Origin of the sequence: Bacillus sp. B.PNR1, assembly GCF_030386235.1 — a bacterium.
In the GTDB taxonomy this organism is placed as follows: domain Bacteria; phylum Bacillota; class Bacilli; order Bacillales; family Bacillaceae; genus Bacillus; species Bacillus stercoris.
Genome location: NZ_JANYMN010000002.1, coordinates 569067 through 591607 on the forward strand (window position 1 = coordinate 569067; position 22541 = coordinate 591607).

The 22541-nt window shown below is 41.9% G+C and carries 20 protein-coding genes and 1 pseudogene; 19 read left to right on the forward strand and 2 right to left on the reverse strand.

Annotation, left to right across the window (positions count from 1 at the left end; all coding sequences use genetic code 11):
* The first annotated feature begins 20 nt into the window (after positions 1–20).
* The 12 genes and pseudogenes from lytA to NZD81_RS14300 all read left to right on the forward strand — a co-directional run bounded on the left by lytA (position 21) and on the right by NZD81_RS14300 (position 14490).
* Positions 21–329 carry a membrane-bound protein LytA gene (gene lytA / locus NZD81_RS14245; RefSeq protein WP_282373693.1) on the forward strand — a complete coding sequence of 103 codons (309 nt, stop codon included), beginning with the start codon at positions 21–23 and terminating at the stop codon, positions 327–329.
* A 23-nt stretch (positions 330–352) separates the two neighbouring features.
* Positions 353–2470, forward strand: a complete 2118-nt coding sequence (locus NZD81_RS14250) for a SpoIID/LytB domain-containing protein (protein WP_282373692.1) — start codon at positions 353–355, stop codon at positions 2468–2470.
* 37 nt (positions 2471–2507) lie between these two features.
* The gene (gene lytC, locus NZD81_RS14255) at positions 2508–3998 is read left to right on the forward strand and encodes an N-acetylmuramoyl-L-alanine amidase LytC (protein WP_040081652.1); all 1491 of its coding nucleotides are present in this window, start codon (positions 2508–2510) and stop codon (positions 3996–3998) included.
* 226 nt (positions 3999–4224) lie between these two features.
* Complete coding sequence (locus NZD81_RS14260; protein WP_003242561.1) at positions 4225–4884, forward strand: sugar transferase; 660 nt, start codon at positions 4225–4227, stop codon at positions 4882–4884.
* A gap of 55 nt (positions 4885–4939) precedes the next feature.
* On the forward strand, positions 4940–6391 hold the full coding sequence (gene tuaB / locus NZD81_RS14265) for a teichuronic acid biosynthesis protein TuaB (RefSeq protein WP_069150801.1): 1452 nt from the start codon (positions 4940–4942) through the stop codon (positions 6389–6391).
* A complete protein-coding gene (gene tuaC, locus NZD81_RS14270) occupies positions 6388–7557 on the forward strand; it encodes a teichuronic acid biosynthesis protein TuaC (protein WP_095431992.1) in 1170 nt (389 codons plus the stop codon). Before tuaB ends, tuaC begins: the two co-directional genes overlap by 4 nt.
* 61 nt (positions 7558–7618) lie before the next feature.
* On the forward strand, positions 7619–9004 hold the full coding sequence (tuaD, locus tag NZD81_RS14275; protein WP_081483690.1) for a UDP-glucose 6-dehydrogenase TuaD: 1386 nt from the start codon (positions 7619–7621) through the stop codon (positions 9002–9004).
* A gap of 84 nt (positions 9005–9088) precedes the next feature.
* On the forward strand, positions 9089–10555 hold the full coding sequence (gene tuaE, locus NZD81_RS14280) for a teichuronic acid biosynthesis protein TuaE (RefSeq protein ID WP_282373682.1): 1467 nt from the start codon (positions 9089–9091) through the stop codon (positions 10553–10555).
* Between the two features lie 28 nt (positions 10556–10583).
* Positions 10584–11265, forward strand: a pseudogene (tuaF, locus tag NZD81_RS14285) (teichuronic acid biosynthesis protein TuaF).
* A gap of 23 nt (positions 11266–11288) precedes the next feature.
* Entirely contained in the window at positions 11289–12047 is a 759-nt protein-coding gene (gene tuaG, locus NZD81_RS14290; protein WP_069150423.1) for a teichuronic acid biosynthesis protein TuaG, read from the forward strand.
* A 28-nt stretch (positions 12048–12075) separates the two neighbouring features.
* Positions 12076–13269, forward strand: a complete 1194-nt coding sequence (gene tuaH / locus NZD81_RS14295) for a teichuronic acid biosynthesis protein TuaH (protein ID WP_103749381.1) — start codon at positions 12076–12078, stop codon at positions 13267–13269.
* Between the two features lie 144 nt (positions 13270–13413).
* The gene (locus NZD81_RS14300) at positions 13414–14490 is read left to right on the forward strand and encodes an MraY family glycosyltransferase (RefSeq protein ID WP_014665566.1); all 1077 of its coding nucleotides are present in this window, start codon (positions 13414–13416) and stop codon (positions 14488–14490) included.
* Between the two features lie 71 nt (positions 14491–14561).
* On the opposite strand, the gene tagV is transcribed toward NZD81_RS14300, so the two are convergent.
* Both tagV and NZD81_RS14310 read right to left on the reverse strand, forming a co-directional pair.
* On the reverse strand, positions 14562–15737 hold the full coding sequence (tagV, locus tag NZD81_RS14305) for a polyisoprenyl-teichoic acid--peptidoglycan teichoic acid transferase TagV (RefSeq protein WP_040081662.1): 1176 nt from the start codon (positions 15735–15737) through the stop codon (positions 14562–14564).
* Complete coding sequence (locus NZD81_RS14310) at positions 15737–16390, reverse strand: YigZ family protein (protein WP_282373679.1); 654 nt, start codon at positions 16388–16390, stop codon at positions 15737–15739. The genes tagV and NZD81_RS14310 overlap by 1 nt, the downstream gene beginning before the upstream one ends.
* A 216-nt stretch (positions 16391–16606) precedes the next feature.
* Between NZD81_RS14310 and degS the strand changes: the two genes are divergently transcribed.
* From degS to NZD81_RS14345, 7 genes are all read left to right on the forward strand, one after another.
* On the forward strand, positions 16607–17764 hold the full coding sequence (gene degS / locus NZD81_RS14315) for a two-component sensor histidine kinase DegS (RefSeq protein ID WP_014665563.1): 1158 nt from the start codon (positions 16607–16609) through the stop codon (positions 17762–17764).
* Between the two features lie 82 nt (positions 17765–17846).
* A complete protein-coding gene (gene degU, locus NZD81_RS14320; protein WP_003219701.1) occupies positions 17847–18536 on the forward strand; it encodes a two-component system response regulator DegU in 690 nt (229 codons plus the stop codon).
* A gap of 97 nt (positions 18537–18633) precedes the next feature.
* A complete protein-coding gene (locus tag NZD81_RS14325) occupies positions 18634–19479 on the forward strand; it encodes a DegV family protein (RefSeq protein WP_282373678.1) in 846 nt (281 codons plus the stop codon).
* A gap of 106 nt (positions 19480–19585) precedes the next feature.
* Positions 19586–20965, forward strand: a complete 1380-nt coding sequence (gene comFA / locus NZD81_RS14330; protein WP_282373676.1) for an ATP-dependent helicase ComFA — start codon at positions 19586–19588, stop codon at positions 20963–20965.
* Between the two features lie 72 nt (positions 20966–21037).
* Complete coding sequence (gene comFB, locus NZD81_RS14335) at positions 21038–21334, forward strand: late competence protein ComFB (RefSeq protein WP_014665560.1); 297 nt, start codon at positions 21038–21040, stop codon at positions 21332–21334.
* Positions 21298–22020, forward strand: a complete 723-nt coding sequence (locus tag NZD81_RS14340; protein WP_282373674.1) for a ComF family protein — start codon at positions 21298–21300, stop codon at positions 22018–22020. Before comFB ends, NZD81_RS14340 begins: the two co-directional genes overlap by 37 nt.
* Positions 22021–22093: 73 nt before the next feature.
* Positions 22094–22513 carry a TIGR03826 family flagellar region protein gene (locus NZD81_RS14345; RefSeq protein ID WP_014665558.1) on the forward strand — a complete coding sequence of 140 codons (420 nt, stop codon included), beginning with the start codon at positions 22094–22096 and terminating at the stop codon, positions 22511–22513.
* The last annotated feature ends 28 nt before the right edge of the window (positions 22514–22541 follow it).

The following is a 22541-nucleotide window of genomic DNA, read 5'->3' on the forward strand; positions in this document are numbered from 1 at the left end:
AATATAATGAGGTGAAAAAAATGAAAAAATTTATTGCTTTACTGTTCTTTATATTGCTTCTCTCGGGTTGTGGGGTTAATAGTCAAAAGAGTCAAGGTGAAGAAGTATCGCCAGACAGTAACATTGAAACAAAAGAAGGTACTTATGTAGGGTTAGCTGATACTCATACAATAGAAGTAACAGTAGATAATGAAGCGGTTAGTCTTGATATCACTGAAGAATCGACAAGTGATCTTGATAAGTTTAACAATGGAGATAAGGTCACGATTACATATGAAAAAAGTAATGAGGGTCAGCTTCTGTTAAAAGATATTGAACGTGCCAACTAAGATATAGGGAGGAACCTGAAATTTTGAAATCTTGCAAACAATTGATAGTGTGTTCACTTGCTGCAATCTTATTATTGATTCCATCAATTACTTTTGCAGCAGACTCAAACATCTCAGTTAAGTTGTCAAATTATATTGGAAATAAATCAAGCATCAGTCTATCGCCTACAGGATTTTATAAAGTAACTGGAGATAATGTTGCTGTTACAAATCGCTTTGCAGGCGCTTCACGCTATGAAACTGCAACTCTTGCATCCAGCAGTCAGTGGAAAAATCCTAATACAGTGATATTGGTAAACCGAGATATTTTTATTGATGCATTGCCTGTTATTCCGTTGGCAAAAAAGCTGGATGCGCCAGTTTTATTTACTCAGCCTGATACGTTAACAAAGACTACTGAAAGACAAATTGCTAAGTATAGCCCTGATAATATTTTAATCATTGGGGGAGCGCGAAGCATTTCAAAAGATGTAGAAAACAAGCTGAAATCATATGGCGCTGTAAAAAGAATAAGCGGAAAAAATAGATATGTATTATCAGAAAACATTGCAAAGCAAATGGGCAGCTATGATAAAGCGATCGTTGTAACCGGAAGAGTTTTTCAAGACGCTTTAGCCATTGCTCCATACGCAGCAGCACACGGATATCCTATTTTGCTTACAGATAAAGACAAGCTTCCGGATTATGATTTGCCAAAACAAGTCATCATTATAGGCAGTTCATTTAGCGTCAGTGATAGTGTAGAAAACCAAATTAAAAAAACTTCAACTGTGCAAAGGATTCCTGGATCGACCAGATATGAACTCACGGCAAATATAATTAAACAACTAAAGTTGAAGGCTGATAAAGTCGTAATGACGAACGGGACAAAATATGCAGACGTATTGGTAGGCGCAACGCTTGCCTCGAAGAAAAACAGCCAAATTTTATATATTAAACAAGATAGCGTTCCGGCTGCGGCTAAAAGTATAACGAAAGATAAAGCCACATATGCATACGACTTTATTGGAAGTACCAGTTCAATTTCTGCTGAAGTTGAGAATTCACTTGCTGATGAATTTTATTTAGCTAACGGTAACACCTATAATTTAAAAATCAGCAGCGGAAAATTAAATCTTGCAAACATCAAAACTTACGGAAACTCTCTAAGAATTAAACCAGAAAACTATTCTACTTCAAACAGGATTAGTCTTGATGGAAAGCAGTATCTTGGCACGGTTAATTTCTCAATTGAATCTACTAAATATATCCGACCGGTAAATGAAAATATTCCATTTGAGGATTACTTAAAAGGAGTGATTCCGAATGAAATGCCTGCTAGCTGGTCACTTGAGGCTCTTAAAGCACAAACTGTTGCTGCAAGAACGTACTCAATAACAAAAACAGGAGCTACTGTACCTGATACAACCGCTTTTCAAGTTTATGGAGGATACAGTTGGAATTCAAATACCAATAAAGCGGTTGAGCAAACGAAAGGGAAAGTTCTGAAATATAATGGATCACTTATAACTGCAGCTTATTCTTCCAGTAATGGAGGTTACACAGAAGCTAGTAATGAAGTATGGTCGTCAAGTGTACCTTACTTGATTGCAAAAAAAGATACAAAGGATCCTCAAATTGGCTGGACGCTTACCTTAGCAAAACAACAGCTAGATACGAATTCTCTGGACTTAACGAAGCCTTCTTCATGGTGGTCTTCAGCAACTGAAACTGATTCTGCAAGACTTTCTGGAGTTAAGAACTGGATCTTGAAAAATAAAGAAACAAGCGCTGATTCTGTCAAAATTGCAAGTATTGAAGATTTGAGCTTTAGCGGTACGACGCAGGGGCAGCGCGCTAAAACAGCATCAATGAAAGTGAAGTATTTTGTTAAAAGCAGTACTGGCTCTTATAACTTGAGCAAAATTACAACCATAAGTGTACCAACGAGTGAGTTAAGAACAATGATTGGAGCGACTGTATTTAAAAGTACTTATGTGACTGTAAAAAAAGATACTTCAAAGTACACAATTAGCGGTAAAGGATATGGTCACGGGATCGGAATGAGTCAATATGGAGCAAAAGCAAGAGCAGAAGCTGGAGATTCATATAGTTCAATTTTGAAATTTTACTATCCAGGTACAACTCTGACAACTTATTAATTATTTTAGGATAAACGCCTTTTAAGGAGGAAATCAATTGCGTTCTTATATAAAAGTCCTAACAATGTGTTTTTTGGGACTCATACTTTTTGTACCAACAGCTTTGGCTGATAACTCGGTGAAAAGAGTCGGGGGAAGCAATAGATACGGCACTGCTGTTCAAATATCAAAGCAAATGTATTCAACTGCAAGTACAGCTGTAATTGTCGGTGGGAGTTCTTATGCAGATGCAATTTCAGCAGCTCCTCTTGCTTATCAGAAGAATGCGCCACTGCTTTACACTAACTCTGATAAGCTTTCGTATGAAACGAAAACAAGATTGAAAGAGATGCAGACTAAAAATGTAATTATTGTAGGCGGAACACCTGCTGTTTCTTCCAACACTGCTAACCAGATTAAAAGTTTGGGGATAAGTATTAAACGAATTGCAGGAAGCAACCGTTATGATACGGCTGCACGGGTGGCAAAAGCGATGGGTGCGACTTCAAAAGCTGTTATTTTGAATGGCTTCTTATATGCAGACGCTCCGGCCGTCATTCCTTATGCAGCGAAAAACGGGTATCCAATTCTTTTTACAAATAAAACATCTATAAATAGTGCGACAACGTCTGTGATAAAAGATAAGGGAATTTCAAGTACCGTTGTTGTTGGAGGAACTGGAAGTATCAGCAATACGGTATACAACAAGTTACCTTCTCCTACAAGAATTAGCGGTTCGAACAGATATGAGCTTGCTGCAAATATCGTACAAAAACTTAATTTATCAACAAGCACCGTATATGTAAGCAATGGATTCAGCTATCCTGACTCTATTGCAGGAGCTACACTGGCAGCTAAGAAGAAGCAATCTCTTATCCTTACAAATGGTGAAAATTTATCTACAGGAGCCCGTAAAATCATTGGAAGTAAAAACATGTCAAACTTCACGATTATCGGAAACACTCCTGCTGTAAGCACCAAGGTTGCTAATCAGCTAAAAAATCCGGTAGTTGGTGAAACAATCTTTATTGACCCGGGTCACGGTGATCAAGATTCAGGAGCAATCGGCAATGGACTCCTCGAAAAAGAAGTCAACCTTGATATAGCGAAAAGAGTCAATACAAAGCTAGATGCTTCAGGTGCTCTTCCAGTCATGTCGAGATCTAATGATACGTTTTATTCTTTACAGGAGAGAGTAAATAAAGCAGCTTCAGCACAAGCAGATTTATTTATCAGTATACATGCTAATGCTAATGACAGCTCATCACCAGATGGAAGTGAGACGTACTACGATGCAACATATCAAGCAACAAATAGCAGGAGGCTAGCTGAACAAATTCAACCCAAGTTAGCTACTAATCTTGGAACGAGAGACCGGGGAGTAAAAACAGCTGCTTTCTACGTTATTAAATATTCTAAAATGCCGAGTGTTTTAGTTGAAACTGCCTTTATCACTAATGCATCCGATGCGAGTAAATTGAAGCAAGCGGTTTATAAAGATAAAGCTGCACAAGCTATTCATGACGGCACAGTATCTTATTACAGATAATCGAAAGAGACAAATCTAATCACAGATTTGTCTCTTTTTTATATGAAATGATTAAAACAAATAGGACTTGTATATAAAATAGTAAAAGAGTATTAACAACATTTATCAGAAAAAACACTTAATTCACACTTCTTAACATACCATTTACATCCAATTAACATCCGTCTGCTAAACTGACTGGCATAGGTCATCATAACATCCCAAACAAATCGTGAGGTGTGTGTCAGTGAGTGCAGAGAAAAGCATGAATGTGAGTCGTGAATTCTCAGTTCAGCAAATACATTCTTTTACATTATCTGAAAAGACGGCTCGTTATTTGGCAATAAAGCGCGTAATGGATATTTGGTTTGCGCTCATTGGGTTGGCGATTGCGCTGCCAATGATTGCGGTATTTTCAATATTGATTTGTTTGGAGACGCCGGGGCCTGCCATTTATACGCAGGAACGCGTAGGGAAAGGCGGGAAACCATTTAAGCTTTATAAGCTTCGTTCCATGAAAATAGATGCCGAGAAGTCTGGTGCGGTTTGGGCACAGAAGCAAGATCCGCGGGTGACAAGGATCGGAGCTTTTATCAGAAGAACGAGAATTGACGAGCTTCCTCAGCTGTTTAATGTGCTGAAAGGCGATATGAGTATGATTGGCCCTCGTCCGGAACGTCCCGTTTTTACGGAAAAATTCCAGAATGAGATTCCGGGCTTTACGCAGCGTCTGGCTGTTAAACCGGGATTGAGCGGCTGGGCTCAGGTGAACGGCGGTTACGATATGACGCCGAAGGAAAAGCTGATATTTGATTTATATTACATTCGCAACCTGACTTTCACTTTAGAATTAAAAATTATGTTAAAAACTTGTAAAGTAGTCTGGACAGGTGATGGTGCAAGATAAAATGGAATGCCGGTATTCACCATCAATCTGAGCTTAAAAAGAAGTAGGGAATATGATGCCAAGTATTACAAAACAAATTATGAGCGGCGCAAAGTGGACAAGTATTTCAACTATGTGTATTACAATCATACAAATTGTTCAGTTTGCCCTGCTTGGAAATATGATGACCTTAACAGAATTTGGGCTCGTCGGCATGATCACAACGGTTACAGTTTTCGCCCAGATTGTGCTTGATATGGGTTTTGGCGCAGCGTTAATTCAGAGAGACGACGCGACGGAGCGTCAGCTGTCCACATTGTATTGGCTTAACATTATGACGGGCGTTTTGCTGTTTGTTCTTTTATATGTGAGCAGTCCTGTCATTGCGGGATTTTATCAAAGAGAAGAGCTGGTGTTTCTAGTTCGGATTCTGGCGATTATGTTTTTGATCGCGCCGATTGGACAGCAGTACCAGTATATGCTGCAAAAGCAGCTGCATTTTAATACGTTAAGCAAAATAGAGATTTTTTCAAATGTATTGTCATTCGGATATTTAGCGATTGCGGTTTTTATGATGGATGCGATTTTGGCGTACGTCATTTCTCAGGTCCTGCTCCAGTCCAGTAAAGGGATTTTATATTGGGCTGTATACCGGAAAAAGTGGCATCCTGCTTTTGTTTTTGATTTGAGAGGCATGAAGGAGTTCTTTTCTTTTGGAGCCTTTCAGCTTTCATCCCGTCTTGTGAACAGGCTGGGAGCAAATATCGATATGATTTTGATCGGCCGGTTTATTGGTGCTGAAGCATTGGGGATTTATAACCTCGCCTATCAGATAGTCACCATTCCGGTTTTGAAGATCAATCCGATTGTCACACGGGTGGCATTCCCTGTTTTCGCAAAAAACAAATATGAAAACAGCGTGATCAGAGAAGGCTTTCTAAATATGACAAAAATGCTGGCGCTTGTTTCGTTTCCGCTGTTAATCGGGCTCGTATCTGTGTCCGACGCCTTTATCACAGCGGTTTTCGGGGAAAAGTGGCTTGCTGCTGTTCCGATCCTAAATGTTCTGGCGATTGTCGGAATACTAAGAGTGCTTATGAATCCAAATGGATCTGTGCTGCTTGCTAAAGGAAGAGCGGATTTAGCATTTTATTGGGATTCCGGCGTGCTGCTGCTGTACGGCTTATCACTGTTTGCAGCTGTACAGACGGGAAGCCTGCTGACAGTCGCATGGGTGTATGCCACTATCAGCGTTGTCAATTTCCTGATTGGGCGCTGGCTCCTGGCATATGTTATCAAGCTTAACCTTTCAGCTTATTTCCAGTCGATTATGAAGCCGTTTCTGATTACTGCGGCGATGGGGATCATCGCGTTTGGTGTAAGCCTGAGTACGGAACACTTCAGTATGCAGGCAGAAATGCGGCTGGCCATTTCAGTTGCGGCTGGGGCGCTGTGCTATCTCTTTCTTTTGGTAAAAGCGTACCCTCAAACGAAAAGCAAACTACTAAGAAAAGGACGTTTGTCATGAAGATTTTGTGGATCACAAGCGTATATCCGAGCAGTCTGAAACCTGGTGAAGGTGTGTTCCATGAGACACAGGTGCAAGAGCTGCAGAAACTCGGGCTTGATATCACTGTGATATGCCCAAGGCCTTTTCATTCAGCACCTGTCCGTATGCTGAAAAAGACATATCGTAAAAAAGATGCCAGACCGGAGTATGAGATTAGGAAGGGGATACCGGTTTACCGGCCTTTCTACCGGGCAGTTCCCGGCCAGCTGAAGTGGGCGCAGCCTCACCGGAGAATTGCATCAGCGGTTATAAAAACCATGAAACAACGCGACCTAAATCCGGATCTGATCCATGCGCACTTTGCCATGCCATCGGGCGGGGCTGCGGCAGTCGTGTCAGAGTCAATGCGAATTCCTTATGTCCTGACCTTGCATGGCAGTGATGTGAATGTCTATCCGCATTACAGCAAAGGAGCGTTTAAAGCCTTCAAGCGTGCCGTAGGTTCAGCGTCAGCCGTTTTAGCAGTCAGCCACAAGCTTCAGGAAGAAGCCAAAAAGCTTTCGGGCTTTGACAGCTCGGTTTTGCCGATCGGCATACAGCTCAGCCGCTTTCAGGAAAATGAGCAGACGAAAGAAGAACTCAGAAAAAAACTCGGACTGCCACTCGATCAGCGTCTGGCTGTCTATGTCGGCCGGCTGGTCAGGGAGAAAGGCATTTTTGAACTGTCCGAAGCCATCGAATCCCTGCAGGACCCTCCTCAGGCAGTCTTTGTTGGGGATGGTCCCGCAAAATCGATGCTGACGCAGAAGGGGCATATCGTCACAGGCCAAGTCCCAAATCATCAGGTAAGAGACTATTTGCTTGCGGCAGACCTATTCGTGCTTCCTTCTTACAGTGAGGGAATGCCGACTGTTGTAATTGAGGCGCTGGCGTTAAGGATTCCTGTCATCTGTACAGATGTTGGCGGAGTGGCATCTTTATTCGGAAAGCACCAGCATCTGCTGATTAAGCCAAAATCCGCTCAAGCCTTGGCGGAAGCGATCACTCGGTACGAACATGAGCAAGTATGGAAGCCGGAAGTGGCAGATGATTTGTATGAAACTGTGCAGGCTCAATTTGATGCAGGAAAAAATGCCAAGGCCTTGCATCATCAGTATCAGACGGTCATGAAAACGTCCGTTTAATCGTCAGAAACTGCGACCAATATAAATAGGAAGATCATTTTACAGGAGAGGGATGAGCGCTGTGAAAAAAATAGCTGTAATTGGAACAGGTTATGTGGGACTCGTGTCAGGCACTTGCTTTGCGGAAATCGGCAATAAAGTTGTTTGCTGTGATATCGACGAATCAAAAATCAGAAGTCTGAAAAATGGAGTAATCCCAATCTATGAACCAGGGCTTGCAGACTTAGTTGAAAAAAATGTGCTGGGTCAGCGCCTGACCTTTACGAACGATATCCCGTCCGCCATTCGAGCCTCAGATATTATATATATTGCAGTCGGAACGCCTATGTCAAAAACAGGTGAAGCTGATTTAACGTACGTAAAAGCGGCGGCGAAAACAATCGGTGAGCATCTTAACGGCTACAAAGTGATCGTAAATAAAAGCACAGTCCCGGTCGGAACAGGGAAACTGGTGCAATCTATCGTTCAAAAAGCCTCAAGGGGAAGATACTCTTTTGATGTTGTATCTAACCCTGAATTTCTTCGGGAGGGCTCAGCAATTCATGACACGATGAATATGGAGCGTGCCGTGATTGGTTCAACAAGTCATAAAGCCGCTGCCATCATTGAGGATCTGCATCAGCCATTCCATGCTCCTGTCATTAAAACAAATCTAGAAAGTGCAGAAATGATTAAATACGCTGCGAACGCATTTCTGGCAACAAAGATTTCCTTTATCAACGATATTGCAAACATCTGTGAGCGAGTCGGCGCAGACGTTTCAAAGGTTGCTGATGGCGTTGGGCTTGACAGCCGGATCGGCAGAAAGTTCCTTAAAGCTGGTATTGGATTTGGCGGTTCATGTTTCCCTAAGGATACAACTGCACTGCTGCAAATCGCAAAATCAGCCGGCTATCCATTCAAGCTCATTGAAGCTGTCATTGAAACGAACGAAAAGCAGCGTGTTCATATTGTAGATAAACTTTTGACTGTTATGGGAAGCATCAAGGGAAGAACCATTTCAGTCCTTGGATTGGCCTTCAAACCGAATACGAACGATGTGAGATCTGCTCCAGCGCTTGATATTATCCCGATGCTGCAGCAGCTGGGCGCCCACGTAAAAGCATATGATCCGATTGCCATTCCTGAAGCTTCCGCAATCCTTGGCGAACAGGTCGAGTATTACACAGATGTGTATGCTGCGATTGAGCACACAGATGCATGCCTCATCTTAACAGACTGGCCGGAAGTAAAAGAAATGGAGCTTGTGAAAGTGAAAACCCTCTTAAAACAGCCCATCATCATCGACGGCAGAAATTTATTTTCACTTGAAGAGATGCAGGCAGCCGGATACATTTACCACTCTATCGGCCGTCCCGCTGTTCGAGGAACGGAACCCTCTGACAAGTATTTTCCGGGTTTGCCGCTTGAGGAATTGGCTAAAGACTTTGGGAGCGTCAATTTATAAAAAGAAAAAGTATTACTTGGCTGAAGCTGCCGGCTGCTAGGCTCGGCCGCCGGCTCCTGAAACATCAGGAAAGGGGTTAAACATGTGAGTATCAAACGATCAGCGGTCCATACGCTAGCGTTACTGGCCGCTGCTTTATTAGGAGTCGTTCTATTAGTGGGAGCCATCCATAAAGATATAGGTTTCGTGCAGATGGCCGCTGTGCTTGCGGTGTTGGCAATTGGTCTGTTCGCGCTGACGCTTGCAACCGCATTTACAACAAAAGAACGGCTCTTTATGGCTGTAATCTATATTTTGATCGCCTGCACTTTTTTAAATAATGCATTTTTCGCCATTCATCTTGGATTTTTCAGTTTGTTCCTTTACAGGCTTCTGCTCATTGCCGCCGGGTGCCTTCACATTATTGGCATGTTTCGGAATCGTACTCATATCGAAAGATGGAATGGGCTGCAGGTGAAAGGGATATTGCTCTTTTTCGCCTTTTGGTTTATATACGGCCTTGTTTCTCTGCTGTGGGCCAAGTCGGTAACAGCCGGCCTCAAATATTTGGCCTTATTGGCAATGGGCATTTTCTTCATTTATCTCATTGTCATGTACGTGCAAAAAATCGAGCGGCTGATGATTGTTTATGCCATTTGGCTGGTGATGACAGTATTTCTGATGATCATTGGTTTTTACAATCATATCACCCACCATCATCTTGCGAGTTCCACATTGTACAGCGGACCGGAGTATAAGCAGCATTATCCGACATCAGTCTTTTTTAATCAAAATGACTTTGCGACCTTTTTATCAATCAGCTTCTTTTTTTACATCACGATGATGAAAAACAGTAAGAATGGATACATCAAGGCGATTGGCCTTGTGCTCTCGCTCTGTGCGTTGTATTTAATTTTTGCTACTGGTTCAAGAGCCAGTCTTCTGGGGATTTTTGCAGGTGTTGCAGTTTACATTTTCATTGTTTTGCCGCCTATTTTAAAGAAAATGGCCATCTGGCTGTCGGCGGCGGGAATTGCTCTTTTCGCAGTTCTTTTCGCCAGCAAAATGTATTCGAAGTTTTGGGAGCTGTTTCTGGCCCCGCAGACGCTGCATTCATTTCATGACAGGCTTCCATCAAATGTGGCCCGGGCCAATCTGCTGAAAAACGCTTGGCATTTCTTCCTGGATTCATACGGATTCGGAGTCGGGGCAGGAAATGTATCCTATTATCTTGAGCATTATGCTTTATATGATACGGACAATGTGGCAGAGGTGCATAACTGGCTCGTTGAAATTCTTGCTAATTTTGGCTTGTTCATCATGCTGGGATATCTGTCCATTTATGCCTACCTCATATGGGTGCTTTACAAGTTTTATGAAAGAAAATTAGAAAATCAGTCAAAACTGATCACAGAAGGGCTTATTACTGCTTTGGTCAGTTTCCTGGTATCAAGTATCAGCCCAAGCTCTGTTTCAAATTTATTTTTCCATTGGGTGTTTATGGCGCTCGTCATCGCCGCCGTGAATGTGTTAAGGCGGTCCAGACAAATGCCTGAGCCGATGTACAGATAAACAGACTACAAAAAGCAGGGAGACTTATATGAACGATATATTGATAAGAATAGCCCGTCGCATAAAAAAAAAATATCATTTGGATCATAGCGGTGCCAATTATATTAGGTGCGGCGGGGTATATCCTGCCGTCACAAATCGCTGGTCAAAAGAGCTATACAGCTGAAGACACTTTGGCTGTGGGAAGCTATGATCATCCGGTTTATAACAGCACAGAAGAGATTCCGCTTTTGCTAAAGAGCGACTCTTTTTTGAAGGAGGCGCTTCCTGATGAAAAGGATGAAGATGTAGCAGAAATCAAAGAGAAGCTTACCATCAAAACAGAATCTAAATCGTTACTGACTTTAAGCTATAGCGACGAGGATAAGGATCGAACGGAATCTGTCCTAAACGCCATTTCCTCCACCTTTCTCAAAAACGATCAAAAGCTGTATGCAGAAAGAGAAGCCGTCGTCCGCAGCAGCATCGATGCGCTTGAAGGCGAGAAGGTGAGCGAGGATTCCAAAGTGGATAAAGAGAGATTTTTGTATGAACTTAAAAATACTCAGCTTAATCTGAAAGCGGCCAGTGTTACAGATTCTGAAACCGTGAGTGAGACAGCAGGCGGCGGAATGTCTCCGAAAAAGAAAGCAGTTCTCGGCGTTATGATTGGCCTTACGATTGCCTTTATGTTCGTTGTCATTCCTGAATTTTTCAGAGAATCCTTTTAAAATCATACGATGGAGATGTGATCATGACCAATTGGAAACCTCTCGTATCTGTCATTACACCTTCCTATAATGCGCGTGACTATATTGAAGACACGGTTCATTCGGTTTTAGATCAGAGCCATCCTCATTGGGAAATGATTATCGTGGATGATTGCTCAACGGATGGGACCCGCGACATTTTACAGCAGTATGAAAAAATAGACGAAAGAATTCACGTGGTGTATCTGGAGGAGAACTGCGGAGCTGCGGTTGCTCGCAACAAAGCGTTGGAACGCGCTCAAGGGCGCTATGTAGCATTTTTGGACAGTGATGACAAATGGAAAAAAGACAAACTGGAAAAGCAGCTTGCGTTTATGATGGAGCGCTCCTGTGCGTTTTCTTTCACAGGCTACAGGTTAATGGAGCAGGACGGAACCCCGCTCGATAAATTCATTCATGCGCCGGAGAGCCTGACGTACGATGACGCTCTGAAAAATACAATTATCGGCTGCTTGACGGTGATGATTGACAGAGAGCAAACGGGACAGATCCAAATGCCGAATATCAGAACGAGACAGGACTTAGCCACATGGCTGTCTCTTTTAAAAAAAGGATTTACTGCCTATGGAATGAATGAATGCCTTGCTGAATATCGGCTTGTCAACAACTCAATTTCCAGCAACAAATGGAAGGCTGCGAAAAAAACGTGGTTTGTCTACAGGGAAATCGAACGGCTTCACTTCATGAAAGCGACATGGTGTTTTGTTCAATATGCAAAAAACGCGGTGAAAAAAAGATTATAGCCGCAAACAGAGAGAAAAGGTGATGAAGGTGGAAACAAAAGAAGCAATCATTCATGTCATCGTTGCCACTGCTGAATGGGGAAAAGACCAATTGAGATACAGAAGGCACCGGCTGGCAGAATTTTTAGCTGCTCAAGAGGAAACGAAAGAAGTCATTTGGGTATGTCCGGCTCCGCGTGCCCAGGGGAAAGAATTTCAAGAAGTCCATTCTGGCATCAGGCAATTCGCTGTCAAAGACCTGCTGCAGAAAAAAATGTTTCGTTTTGGACGATATACAGATGTTTTTTACAGGCATAAGCTCTCGCCTTTACTCGATGAGCTTGCATCTGCTTCTTCAAACGGTGAACGCTGCTGTTTATGGTACACGTTTCCGGGATTCCCGCTGCTGTCTTCGCTGTTTTCTTGGGATCAGGTCATTTATGATTGCAGTGACCTATGGGCTGCGCCGATCAGCGGGCGTTCAAATCTGCTGTCTGAATTTCGGCGAAAAGTCATAAAATCGGCAGAGCTGAGAATTATACAACGAGCAGATTCAATTACCTGTTCATCGGATTATCTTCATAAGGAAGTAGGCAAAAAACTGACTGCGGGACGAGAAAAGGTTCATACTGTGGAAAACGGTGTGGAGTTTGAGCTGTTTTCTGCACATAAACAAGCTCCCGATCGCAGTATACTGCAGGGGAGAGAAGGAACGGTGTTAGGTTTTATTGGCGGGATTAAACCGAAGCTCGATTTTAAAATGATTGAAGCCGCCGCCCTGCAAAAGCCTGATTGGACATTTTTATGGGTTGGCCCGGATGCCACCAATGGTGACGTTTCGTTTCAAGAGCTGCTGAGACTTCCCAATGTTATATGGACCGGTCCGGCAGATCCAAAAGAAGTGCCTCATTTTATGGAGCTTATCGACATTGGCATCATGCCATATAAACAATCACCGTATAACCAAGCTGTGTTTCCGCTGAAACTATTTGAATTTTTAGCGGCAGGAAAACCTGTTGTAGGCACTAATCTTCCGTCAACCTCAAAAATGCAAAAGCCTTATGTATACGAATATGTAGAGGGCGATCATCCGATTGATTTTATAGCCGCTTGTGAAAAAGTTCTCGGACAAAACGGAGACGAGACCTATAAAGAAATGCGCCGAAACATCGCCCGCACCCAAGATTGGGATTGCTTATTTAGACAAATTATGAAATATACAGGGATTCAAAAACATGCGTAGTCCTATAAATTGGGATGCGCGTTTTTTGATTATACGTGTTTCTTTTTGATGAAGCTTGTTATAATAACTAAGGAGAAGGTATAATGGAAGGAACGGTTCTCTATATAAATAAAGACTTTATTTAATTCCAAAGGAGACTTCTTTATGCTTGACGAACGCATGATTCGCATTGTTGTTGCGTTTATTGTCTCGCTGCTGACAGTTTTAATCATAACCCCAATCGTAAAAAGGATTGCGATTAAAATAGGTGCAGTTGACCAGCCCAGCAATCGAAAAGTACATGACAAAATCATGCCCCGGATGGGCGGGCTGGCCATATTTATCGGGGTGGTTGCAGGTGTGCTTGCATCCGGTATATACACTGAAACAAGGATGACGGCTATTACAGTCGGAGCATTCATCATAATTGTGTTAGGTATTCTTGATGATAAATATCAATTAAGTGCAAAAGTTAAGTTTTTGATTCAATTAGGTGTAGCCATTATGATTGTAAGCACTGGCTTAAAAATGGACTTTTTCTCAGTACCTTTTTTAACAGAACGATTTGAATTAGGATGGATGGCTTATCCGCTGACCGTATTATGGATTGTCGGCATCACGAACGCAATTAACCTGATTGACGGATTGGATGGCCTTGCTGCCGGTCTTTCTGTTATTGGCCTGTCAACGATCGCTGTCATGGCGCTATCCGGCGGAAAAGTGCTCATTCTGTCACTCTCATTAGTTGTTATTGCCAGCACGCTTGGATTTTTGTTTTACAACTTTCATCCGGCAAAAATCTTTATGGGAGATACGGGCTCACTTTTTTTAGGGTATAGTATTTCGATTCTTTCATTATTAGGCTTGTATAAAAGTGTCACATTGTTCAGTATCGTTATCCCGATTATTATATTAGGCGTACCGATTTTTGATACAACATTTGCTATTATCAGGAGAATCTTAAACAAACAGCCGATTTCAGCGCCTGATAAGTCACATATCCATCATAGACTGATGGCCTTTGGCCTTTCACATCGGATGTCGGTCTTAGTTATTTATATGATTGGATTTATTTTCAGTATCAGTGCGATTGTGCTTAAAACTGCCACAATTTGGCTCTCTTTGTTTATTATCTTCATTTTAATCATTTTTATGCAAATCATAGCAGAAGTGACAGGACTCGTGAATGAAAAATTTAAACCGTTTACGAAATTTTATAAACGGCTGGTGAAAAGGAATTAAAAACTCCGGCTTATGTGCCGGAGTTTTTTTCTGCGCAAAAATGCCCGATCCTCTAAAGGACCGGGCATTTTTTAATAGGATGAACCAGTTGTTGAATTCGTTGTACCGTTTGAGCTTGTGCTGCTGTCATTCGAATAGCTGCTTCCGCTCGTCGTGCCGTCAGTTGTTGTGCCATTGCTGTCAGAACCGCTTGAACTGTCAGTCCCATCTGTTGAACTTCCGGTACCGGAAGTGCCAGTGCTGCTTGTATCTGGAGTATAATCTAAATGCTCTTGAAGCGTTTTTCTGACTTTCTCGAGATTTGTAGCATCAGGTTCAAAGTAATACGTGTTGTTAGGACCTAAATACAAATCAGACCCTGTAATGCTCAACGTGTCGATTTTTTTGCTGGTAAAGCCGCTGTAAATCTGCTGAAGCGCTAAACCTTCAGTAATACGAATATTGGTTTCAACGTTTTCGCTGGCTTTTTCTGCGATTTTATCAATTTTAGCAATGTTGCTTGCACTTGACATTTGGTCAATCAGCGCGTTTAAGATTTGTTTCTGTCTGTCATTACGGCCAAAGTCTCCGCGTTTATCCTGTTTTCTCATTCGGGCATACGCCAAGGCTTGTTCGCCGTTTAAATGCATCTCGCCTTTTTTGAAGTAAATCCGTTTGCTTTCGTTTACGTCACTTTTTTCATCGAAATCGAAAGGCACGTCTACATCAATACCGCCGACTTCATTTATCACATCTTTAAATCCGTCAAAATCAACTGTGACATATTTATCGATCGGGATTTGCAAGAAGTTTTCAACAGTTTCAACTGTCTCATCTTTACCGCCTTTGCTGTAAGCGGCATTGATCTTTGTTTTGCTTCCGGTTGTGTCACCGGCTAATTGCACACGTGTATCACGCGGAATACTCAGCATTTTCATGGTTTTATTTTTAGGATCCAGGGTAACTACAATAAGAGAGTCTGATCTCCCTTTTTGTCCTTTAGTCGCGTAATCCTCTATTCCCATAAATAAAATAGAAAACGGCTTTTTCTTCATGTCTACAACTTCGCTGCGAAGATTTGATTTATTCCCGCGAGATAGGGCATCGTACGAATCATCGGCAGCGTTAATGGTTTTATAAAGTTTATATCCGCCAAGCCCTACAACTACTAATAATGCGAGGACGAACAATAACATTATTCTTTTTATAATTTTCCTGCGTTTGCTCTTTTTCTTTTTTCGCACCCGCACTCTAACGCGTTCAGCCATTATTCAGTCTCCTTTATGTGATTGACGGCTTTTTCAAGATACGTCAACTCTCCCTCTTTAATATCACTCTTTCCATTTGTCAGTTCTGTCATCCATTCAGAAAAAGCATTTGTTTCCTTTGCTTCCACGTATGTTTCGAATTCAACATTTTCTGAATAATGGATTTCCTTTAACAGAAATTGTGACTCCCTTAATTCATTTTCAATCTTGCCAAGCCATGTGTAATCTGCGGAAGTATGCATGATACGCATAAGCTTCCGTTCTACCACACCTATATGATTTAATCCTTCAGACACTGATTTCCCATAAGCGCGAATTAATCCGCCAGCCCCAAGCTTAATACCTCCGAAGTATCGTGTAACGACGGCGCAAGTATCCTTAAGTCCGCGTTTTTTTAATACCTCAAGCATCGGCACTCCCGCTGTACCGCTTGGTTCTCCGTCATCATTGGCTTTTTGGATATGATCATTCTCGCCGATAACGTAAGCTGAGCAATTATGAGTCGCATTCCAGTGCTGTTTTTTTATTTTCTGTATAAATTCCTGTGCCTCTTGTTCGGTAGAAACACGGCTTAAATGACAGATAAAACGCGATTTTTCTATAACAATCTCGTGTTCTCCTGCTTCTTTCACAGTAAAATAGCTGTGCAGCATGCTAGCTGACCCTCCTGCTAAGCATAAAAGACTGCCTATACAAATTCGTACAGTCTTTAGAATTTTTGTGCGTATTTTGGTATCATAAAGAGTAGATCGTATATAAAAATGTTTTTTTCTAGAATATACGCATTCTTTCATTATAATTCGACATAATTTGCAGATCAATTACATTTATAATAAAAATATATGACAACGCCGTGACGGAGGGAAATTATGAATAAAACAAAGATGGATTCCAAAGTGTTGGATTCTATTTTGATGAAGATGCTGAAAACCGTTGACGGGAGCAAGGACGAGGTTTTTCAAATCGGGGAGCAGTCACGCCAGCAGTATGAACAGCTGGTTGAAGAACTGAAACAAATTAAGCAGCAGGTGTATGAAGTGATTGAGCTTGGCGATAAACTTGAAGTGCAAACCCGCCATGCGAGAAACCGTTTATCCGAGGTCAGCCGTAATTTTCATAGATTCAGTGAAGAGGAAATCCGCAATGCTTATGAAAAAGCCCATAAGCTGCAGGTAGAATTGACGATGATCCAGCAGCGTGAGAAGCAATTGCGCGAACGGCGGGATGATTTGGAGCGCAGATTGCTAGGGCTTCAGGAAATCATCGAGCGGTCAGAATCATTAGTAAGCCAAATTACAGTTGTGCTTAATTACTTGAATCAGGATCTGCGCGAAGTCGGACTGCTTCTTGCAGATGCTCAGGCAAAACAGGATTTCGGCTTAAGAATTATTGAGGCGCAGGAAGAAGAGCGAAAAAGAGTTTCAAGAGAAATCCATGACGGACCCGCTCAAATGCTGGCGAATGTTATGATGAGATCGGAATTAATCGAGCGGATTTTCCGTGACCGGGGTGCAGAGGACGGATTCCAAGAAATTAAAAATCTCCGTCAAAATGTTCGGAATGCCCTTTACGAAGTGAGAAGGATTATATATGATTTAAGACCGATGGCCCTTGATGACCTAGGCCTGATTCCAACTTTAAGAAAATATCTATATACAACCGAAGAATATAACGGGAAGGTCAAAATACATTTTCAGTGTATTGGAGAAACAGAGGATCAGCGGCTTGCGCCTCAGTTTGAAGTTGCGCTCTTCAGGCTCGCACAGGAAGCTGTGTCTAATGCGCTAAAGCATTCTGAATCTGAAGAAATTACAGTCAAAGTTGAAATCACAAATGATTTTGTGATTTTAATGATAAAAGATAACGGTAAAGGGTTCGACCTGAAGGAAGCGAAAGAGAAGAAAAACAAATCATTCGGCTTGCTGGGCATGAAAGAAAGAGTAGATTTATTGGAAGGAACGATGACAATAGATTCGAAAATAGGTCTTGGGACATTTATTATGATTAAGGTTCCGTTATCTCTTTGACTATGATTTGTAAAATAGAGCCAAAAGGCATATTGACCGAATGCTAGAGTATATAGAACAATAATACAAGGAGGCGTGGCTTGTGACTAAAGTAAACATTGTTATTATCGACGACCATCAGTTATTTCGTGAAGGTGTTAAACGGATATTGGATTTTGAACCTACCTTTGAAGTGGTAGCCGAAGGTGATGACGGAGACGAAGCGGCTCGTATTGTTGAGCACTATCATCCTGATGTTGTGATCATGGATATCAATATGCCAAACGTAAATGGTGTGGAAGCTACAAAACAGCTTGTTGAGCTGTATCCTGAATCTAAAGTAATTATTCTATCAATTCACGATGACGAAAATTATGTAACACATGCCCTGAAAACAGGTGCTAGAGGTTATCTGCTGAAAGAGATGGATGCTGATACATTAATTGAAGCGGTTAAAGTAGTTGCCGAGGGCGGCTCTTACCTTCATCCGAAGGTTACGCATAACCTCGTTAACGAATTCCGCCGTCTTGCAACAAGCGGAGTTTCTGCACATCCTCAACACGAGGTTTACCCTGAAATCCGCAGACCATTACATATTCTAACTAGGCGGGAATGTGAAGTGCTGCAGATGCTTGCAGACGGAAAAAGCAACCGCGGAATTGGTGAATCATTGTTTATCAGTGAGAAAACCGTTAAAAACCATGTGAGCAATATTTTACAAAAAATGAATGTGAACGACCGGACGCAAGCCGTTGTGGTCGCCATTAAAAATGGCTGGGTAGAAATGAGATAGTATATTAGGAGACTTGCCTTTTTCTAGGCAGGTCTTTTTTTAGGCTGCCGTTTCCCTTACAATAGAGTTATAAAGCAATAAGGCAGGTATCGAAGCTATGAATATTGCAGTCGTAACAGACAGCACGGCATATATTCCGAAAGAAATGCGTGAACAACATCAGATACATATGATCCCTCTCCAGGTTGTTTTTGGGGAGGAGACTTACCGTGAAGAAATTGAGTTGGACTGGAAAAGCTTTTACGAAGAAGTAAAAAAACATAATGAGCTCCCGACGACTTCTCAGCCGCCAATCGGCGAGCTGATTGCGTTGTATGAAGAGCTTGGCAAATCTTATGATGCGGTCATCAGTATCCATCTTTCCAGCGGGATCAGCGGAACATTCAGCAGTGCGGCAGCGGCTGATTCAATGGTCGACAATATTGATGTGTATCCATTTGATTCAGAGATAAGCTGTTTAGCCCAAGGCTTTTATGCTCTTAAAGCCGCTGAATTAATTAAAAACGGAGCATCATCGCCGGAAGATATTATAAAAGAACTGGAAGAAATGAAAAAAACAGTTCGAGCTTATTTTATGGTAGATGACTTAGCTCATCTTCAGCGCGGCGGGCGATTAAGCAGCGCCCAAGCCTTCATTGGTAGTCTTCTAAAGGTAAAGCCTATCCTTCATTTTGACAATAAGGTAATTGTGCCTTTTGAGAAGATTCGCACACGTAAAAAAGCAATTTCGCGAATTTATGAGCTTTTAGATGAAGATGCAAGCAAAGGGTTGCCTATGCGCGCTGCTGTTATCCATGCTAATCGCGAGGAAGAAGCAGCGAAAATCATTGAAGAGCTTTCTGCAAAATATCCTCATGTTGAATTTTATAACAGCTATTTTGGCGCGGTAATCGGCACTCATTTGGGTGAAGGTGCGCTAGGAATTTGCTGGTGTTTTAAATAAGGCCAAATCTCCGTTTTAGCAACGGAGATTTTTTTATATTTCTATTTTGATTGTTCGACAGAAACTATTCATTCAGGCATACTGTCTCGAAAGGAGGCGGTGCTATGTGAAGGTGCCAACTGAAAAGCACATTTCCTTTTCTAGAGAATTGCAGCAGACGCTTCAAAGCCGTCATTTGCTCAGGACTGAGCTCCCATTTTCCGATGAGATGATTGAATGGCATATCAAGAATGGCTATATCACCGCTGAAAATTCTATATCAATAAATAAACAGGGCTATAGATGTAATAGGTGCGGCCAAACTGATAAGCGGTATTTTTCTTTTTATCACTCATTTGGAAAAGATCAGCTGTATTGCCGTTCCTGTATCATGATGGGCAGAGTGAGTGAGGAGGTTCCTTTATATTCATGGAAAGAGGGAGATGAACAAAACTGGAAGTCTGTTAAGCTGACATGGGGCGGCAAGCTTTCAAGCGGACAGCAAAAAGCCGCCAATATTTTAATTGAAGCAATATCAAAAAGAGAAGAGCTCCTCATCTGGGCGGTTTGCGGCGCTGGCAAAACAGAAATGCTGTTTCCTGGTATAGAATCAGCGTTAAATCAAGGACTGCGTGTATGTATTGCAACTCCTCGCACCGATGTTGTATTAGAGCTTGCTCCAAGACTCAAGGCTGCCTTTCAGGGTGCTGACATTTCAGCGCTTTACGGAGGAAGCGATGACAAAGGGCGGCTATCTCCGCTCATGATTTCCACCACGCATCAGCTTTTGCGATATAAAGATGCATTCGATGTTATGATCGTTGATGAGGTTGACGCTTTTCCGTATTCTGCTGATCAAACCCTTCAATTCGCTGTTCAAAAAGCAAGAAGGAAAAACAGCACTCTCGTTTATTTAAGTGCAACACCTCCTAAAGAATTAAAAAGAAAAGCGCGGAACGGACAGTTACATTCAGTTCGCATCCCCGCAAGACACCACTGGAAACCTTTACCCGAACCGTGCTTTGTATGGTGTGGAAACTGGAAGAAGAAATTAAACCGAAATAAAATTCCGCCAGCGGTGAAAAGATGGATAGAGTTTCATGTGAAAGAAGGGAGGCCGGTTTTTTTATTCGTTCCCTCCGTTTCTATTCTAGAAAAGGCTGCTGCGAGCTTTAAAGATGTTAATTGCCGAACCGCGACTGTGCATGCGGAAGACAAGCATAGAAAGGAGAAAGTGCAGCGATTCAGAGATGGTCAGCTCGATCTATTAATCACAACAACAATACTGGAAAGAGGTGTTACGGTTCCCAAGGTGCAAACAGGTGTACTGGGAGCGGAATCGCCTATCTTTACGGAAAGCGCACTTGTTCAAATTGCAGGAAGAACCGGCCGGCATAAAGAATATGCAGACGGCGATGTCATTTTCTTTCACTATGGCAAAACAAAGAGTATGCTCGATGCAAAAAAGCATATAAAAGAAATGAACGGCTTGGCAGCAAAAAAATGAATGAACAGACTAGCCATTATTTGAAAACGTGGTACAGTATACTCATATAACCGATGATGAGGAGCTGTAAAAATGCTTGTCAATTCAAAAGAAATCGTAATGAAAGAACTGCTCGACCGTTATATGGACCAGCTTCACATGGCCTGCACGTGCCAAGTATGCCAAAACGATGTACTGGCACTTTCTTTAAACAAAGTGAGACCATCCTACGTTACTGATCTTAAAAAGATCGCATATACGAAAGCAGAGATGGTAGATAAACAAAAAAATACGGCTATGCTTGTCATTTTGGCTGAATCTGCAGCTGTGGTATCAGAGAGTCCAAGCGATTTATGCCAAACAAAGCAGGAGGAGGCATTCATAAACTGATCTGTCTGCTATGCGATTCGCAATTTTCTCAAGCTGTTACATGGAGAGCTCTTTTTTTATTAAAGCCTGACGAAAAGGTCTGTCATTCCTGCAGAAGTAAATTAAAAAAAATCACAGGACATATCTGCACCATATGCGGCAGACCTCAATCCGTTTATGCGGTATGCAGGGATTGTGAGGCGTGGAAATCAAGGATCAGTCACAGCTTGCTGCTCCGCCAAAATCGTTCAGTTTACACATATAATGATATGATGAAAGAAACGCTCTCCCGTTTTAAATTTAGAGGAGATGCAGAAATTATAAATGCTTTTAAAAGCGATTTTTCTTCAACCTTTTCAAAGGTTTACCCCGATAAGCATTTTGTTCTTGTTCCTATTCCGCTAAGCAAGGAACGGGAAGAGGAGCGCGGATTTAATCAGTCACAGCTCCTGGCAGAATGTTTAGGCAGGCCCATCCACCATCCCCTCATCCGCCTGAATAATGAGAAACAGTCTAAGAAAAAGAAAACAGAACGCCTGCTTTCCGCGCGTATTTTTGATACGAAAAACAATTCAGCAGAAGGTATGAATATCATTTTAATAGACGATCTTTATACAACAGGCGCCACTTTGCATTTTGCAGCGCGCTGCTTATTAGAAAAAGGAAAAGCCGCTTCAGTGGCATCTTTTACCTTAATCAGAAGCTAAATGATTCTGTTTTTATGCCGATATAATCACTAGAAATTGACACAGGCATATTATCGAATAAGGAGAAAAAAAGATGGGAGAACTGGCGAATTGTCCGAAATGTAATACTTTATTTTTAAAGACAAAGCTGCAAACCGTATGTCAGGCGTGTATTAAGGAAGAAGAAAAATCATTTGAGACTGTTTATAAATTTTTAAGAAAGCAGGAAAATCGGCAATCAACTTTGAACCGGATAACTGAGGAAACAGGTGTGGAAGAAGAGCTGATATTGAAATTCATCAGGCAGAAGCGAATTCAGATCACTCATCTTCCTAATTTGGCATACCCTTGTGAAAGGTGCGGAACATCGATTCGAGAAGGCAAGTTCTGCAAGGCTTGCCAGTCCGATATCAAGGCTCAAATGGATCATTTGAACCACGAGGACGCTCTGAAAATCGAGAAAGAAAATAGTAAAAAAGACACATACTATGCCTATAATACCAAAAACAGCTGATTCCCTAAACTAACTGAAAACGCAGTCG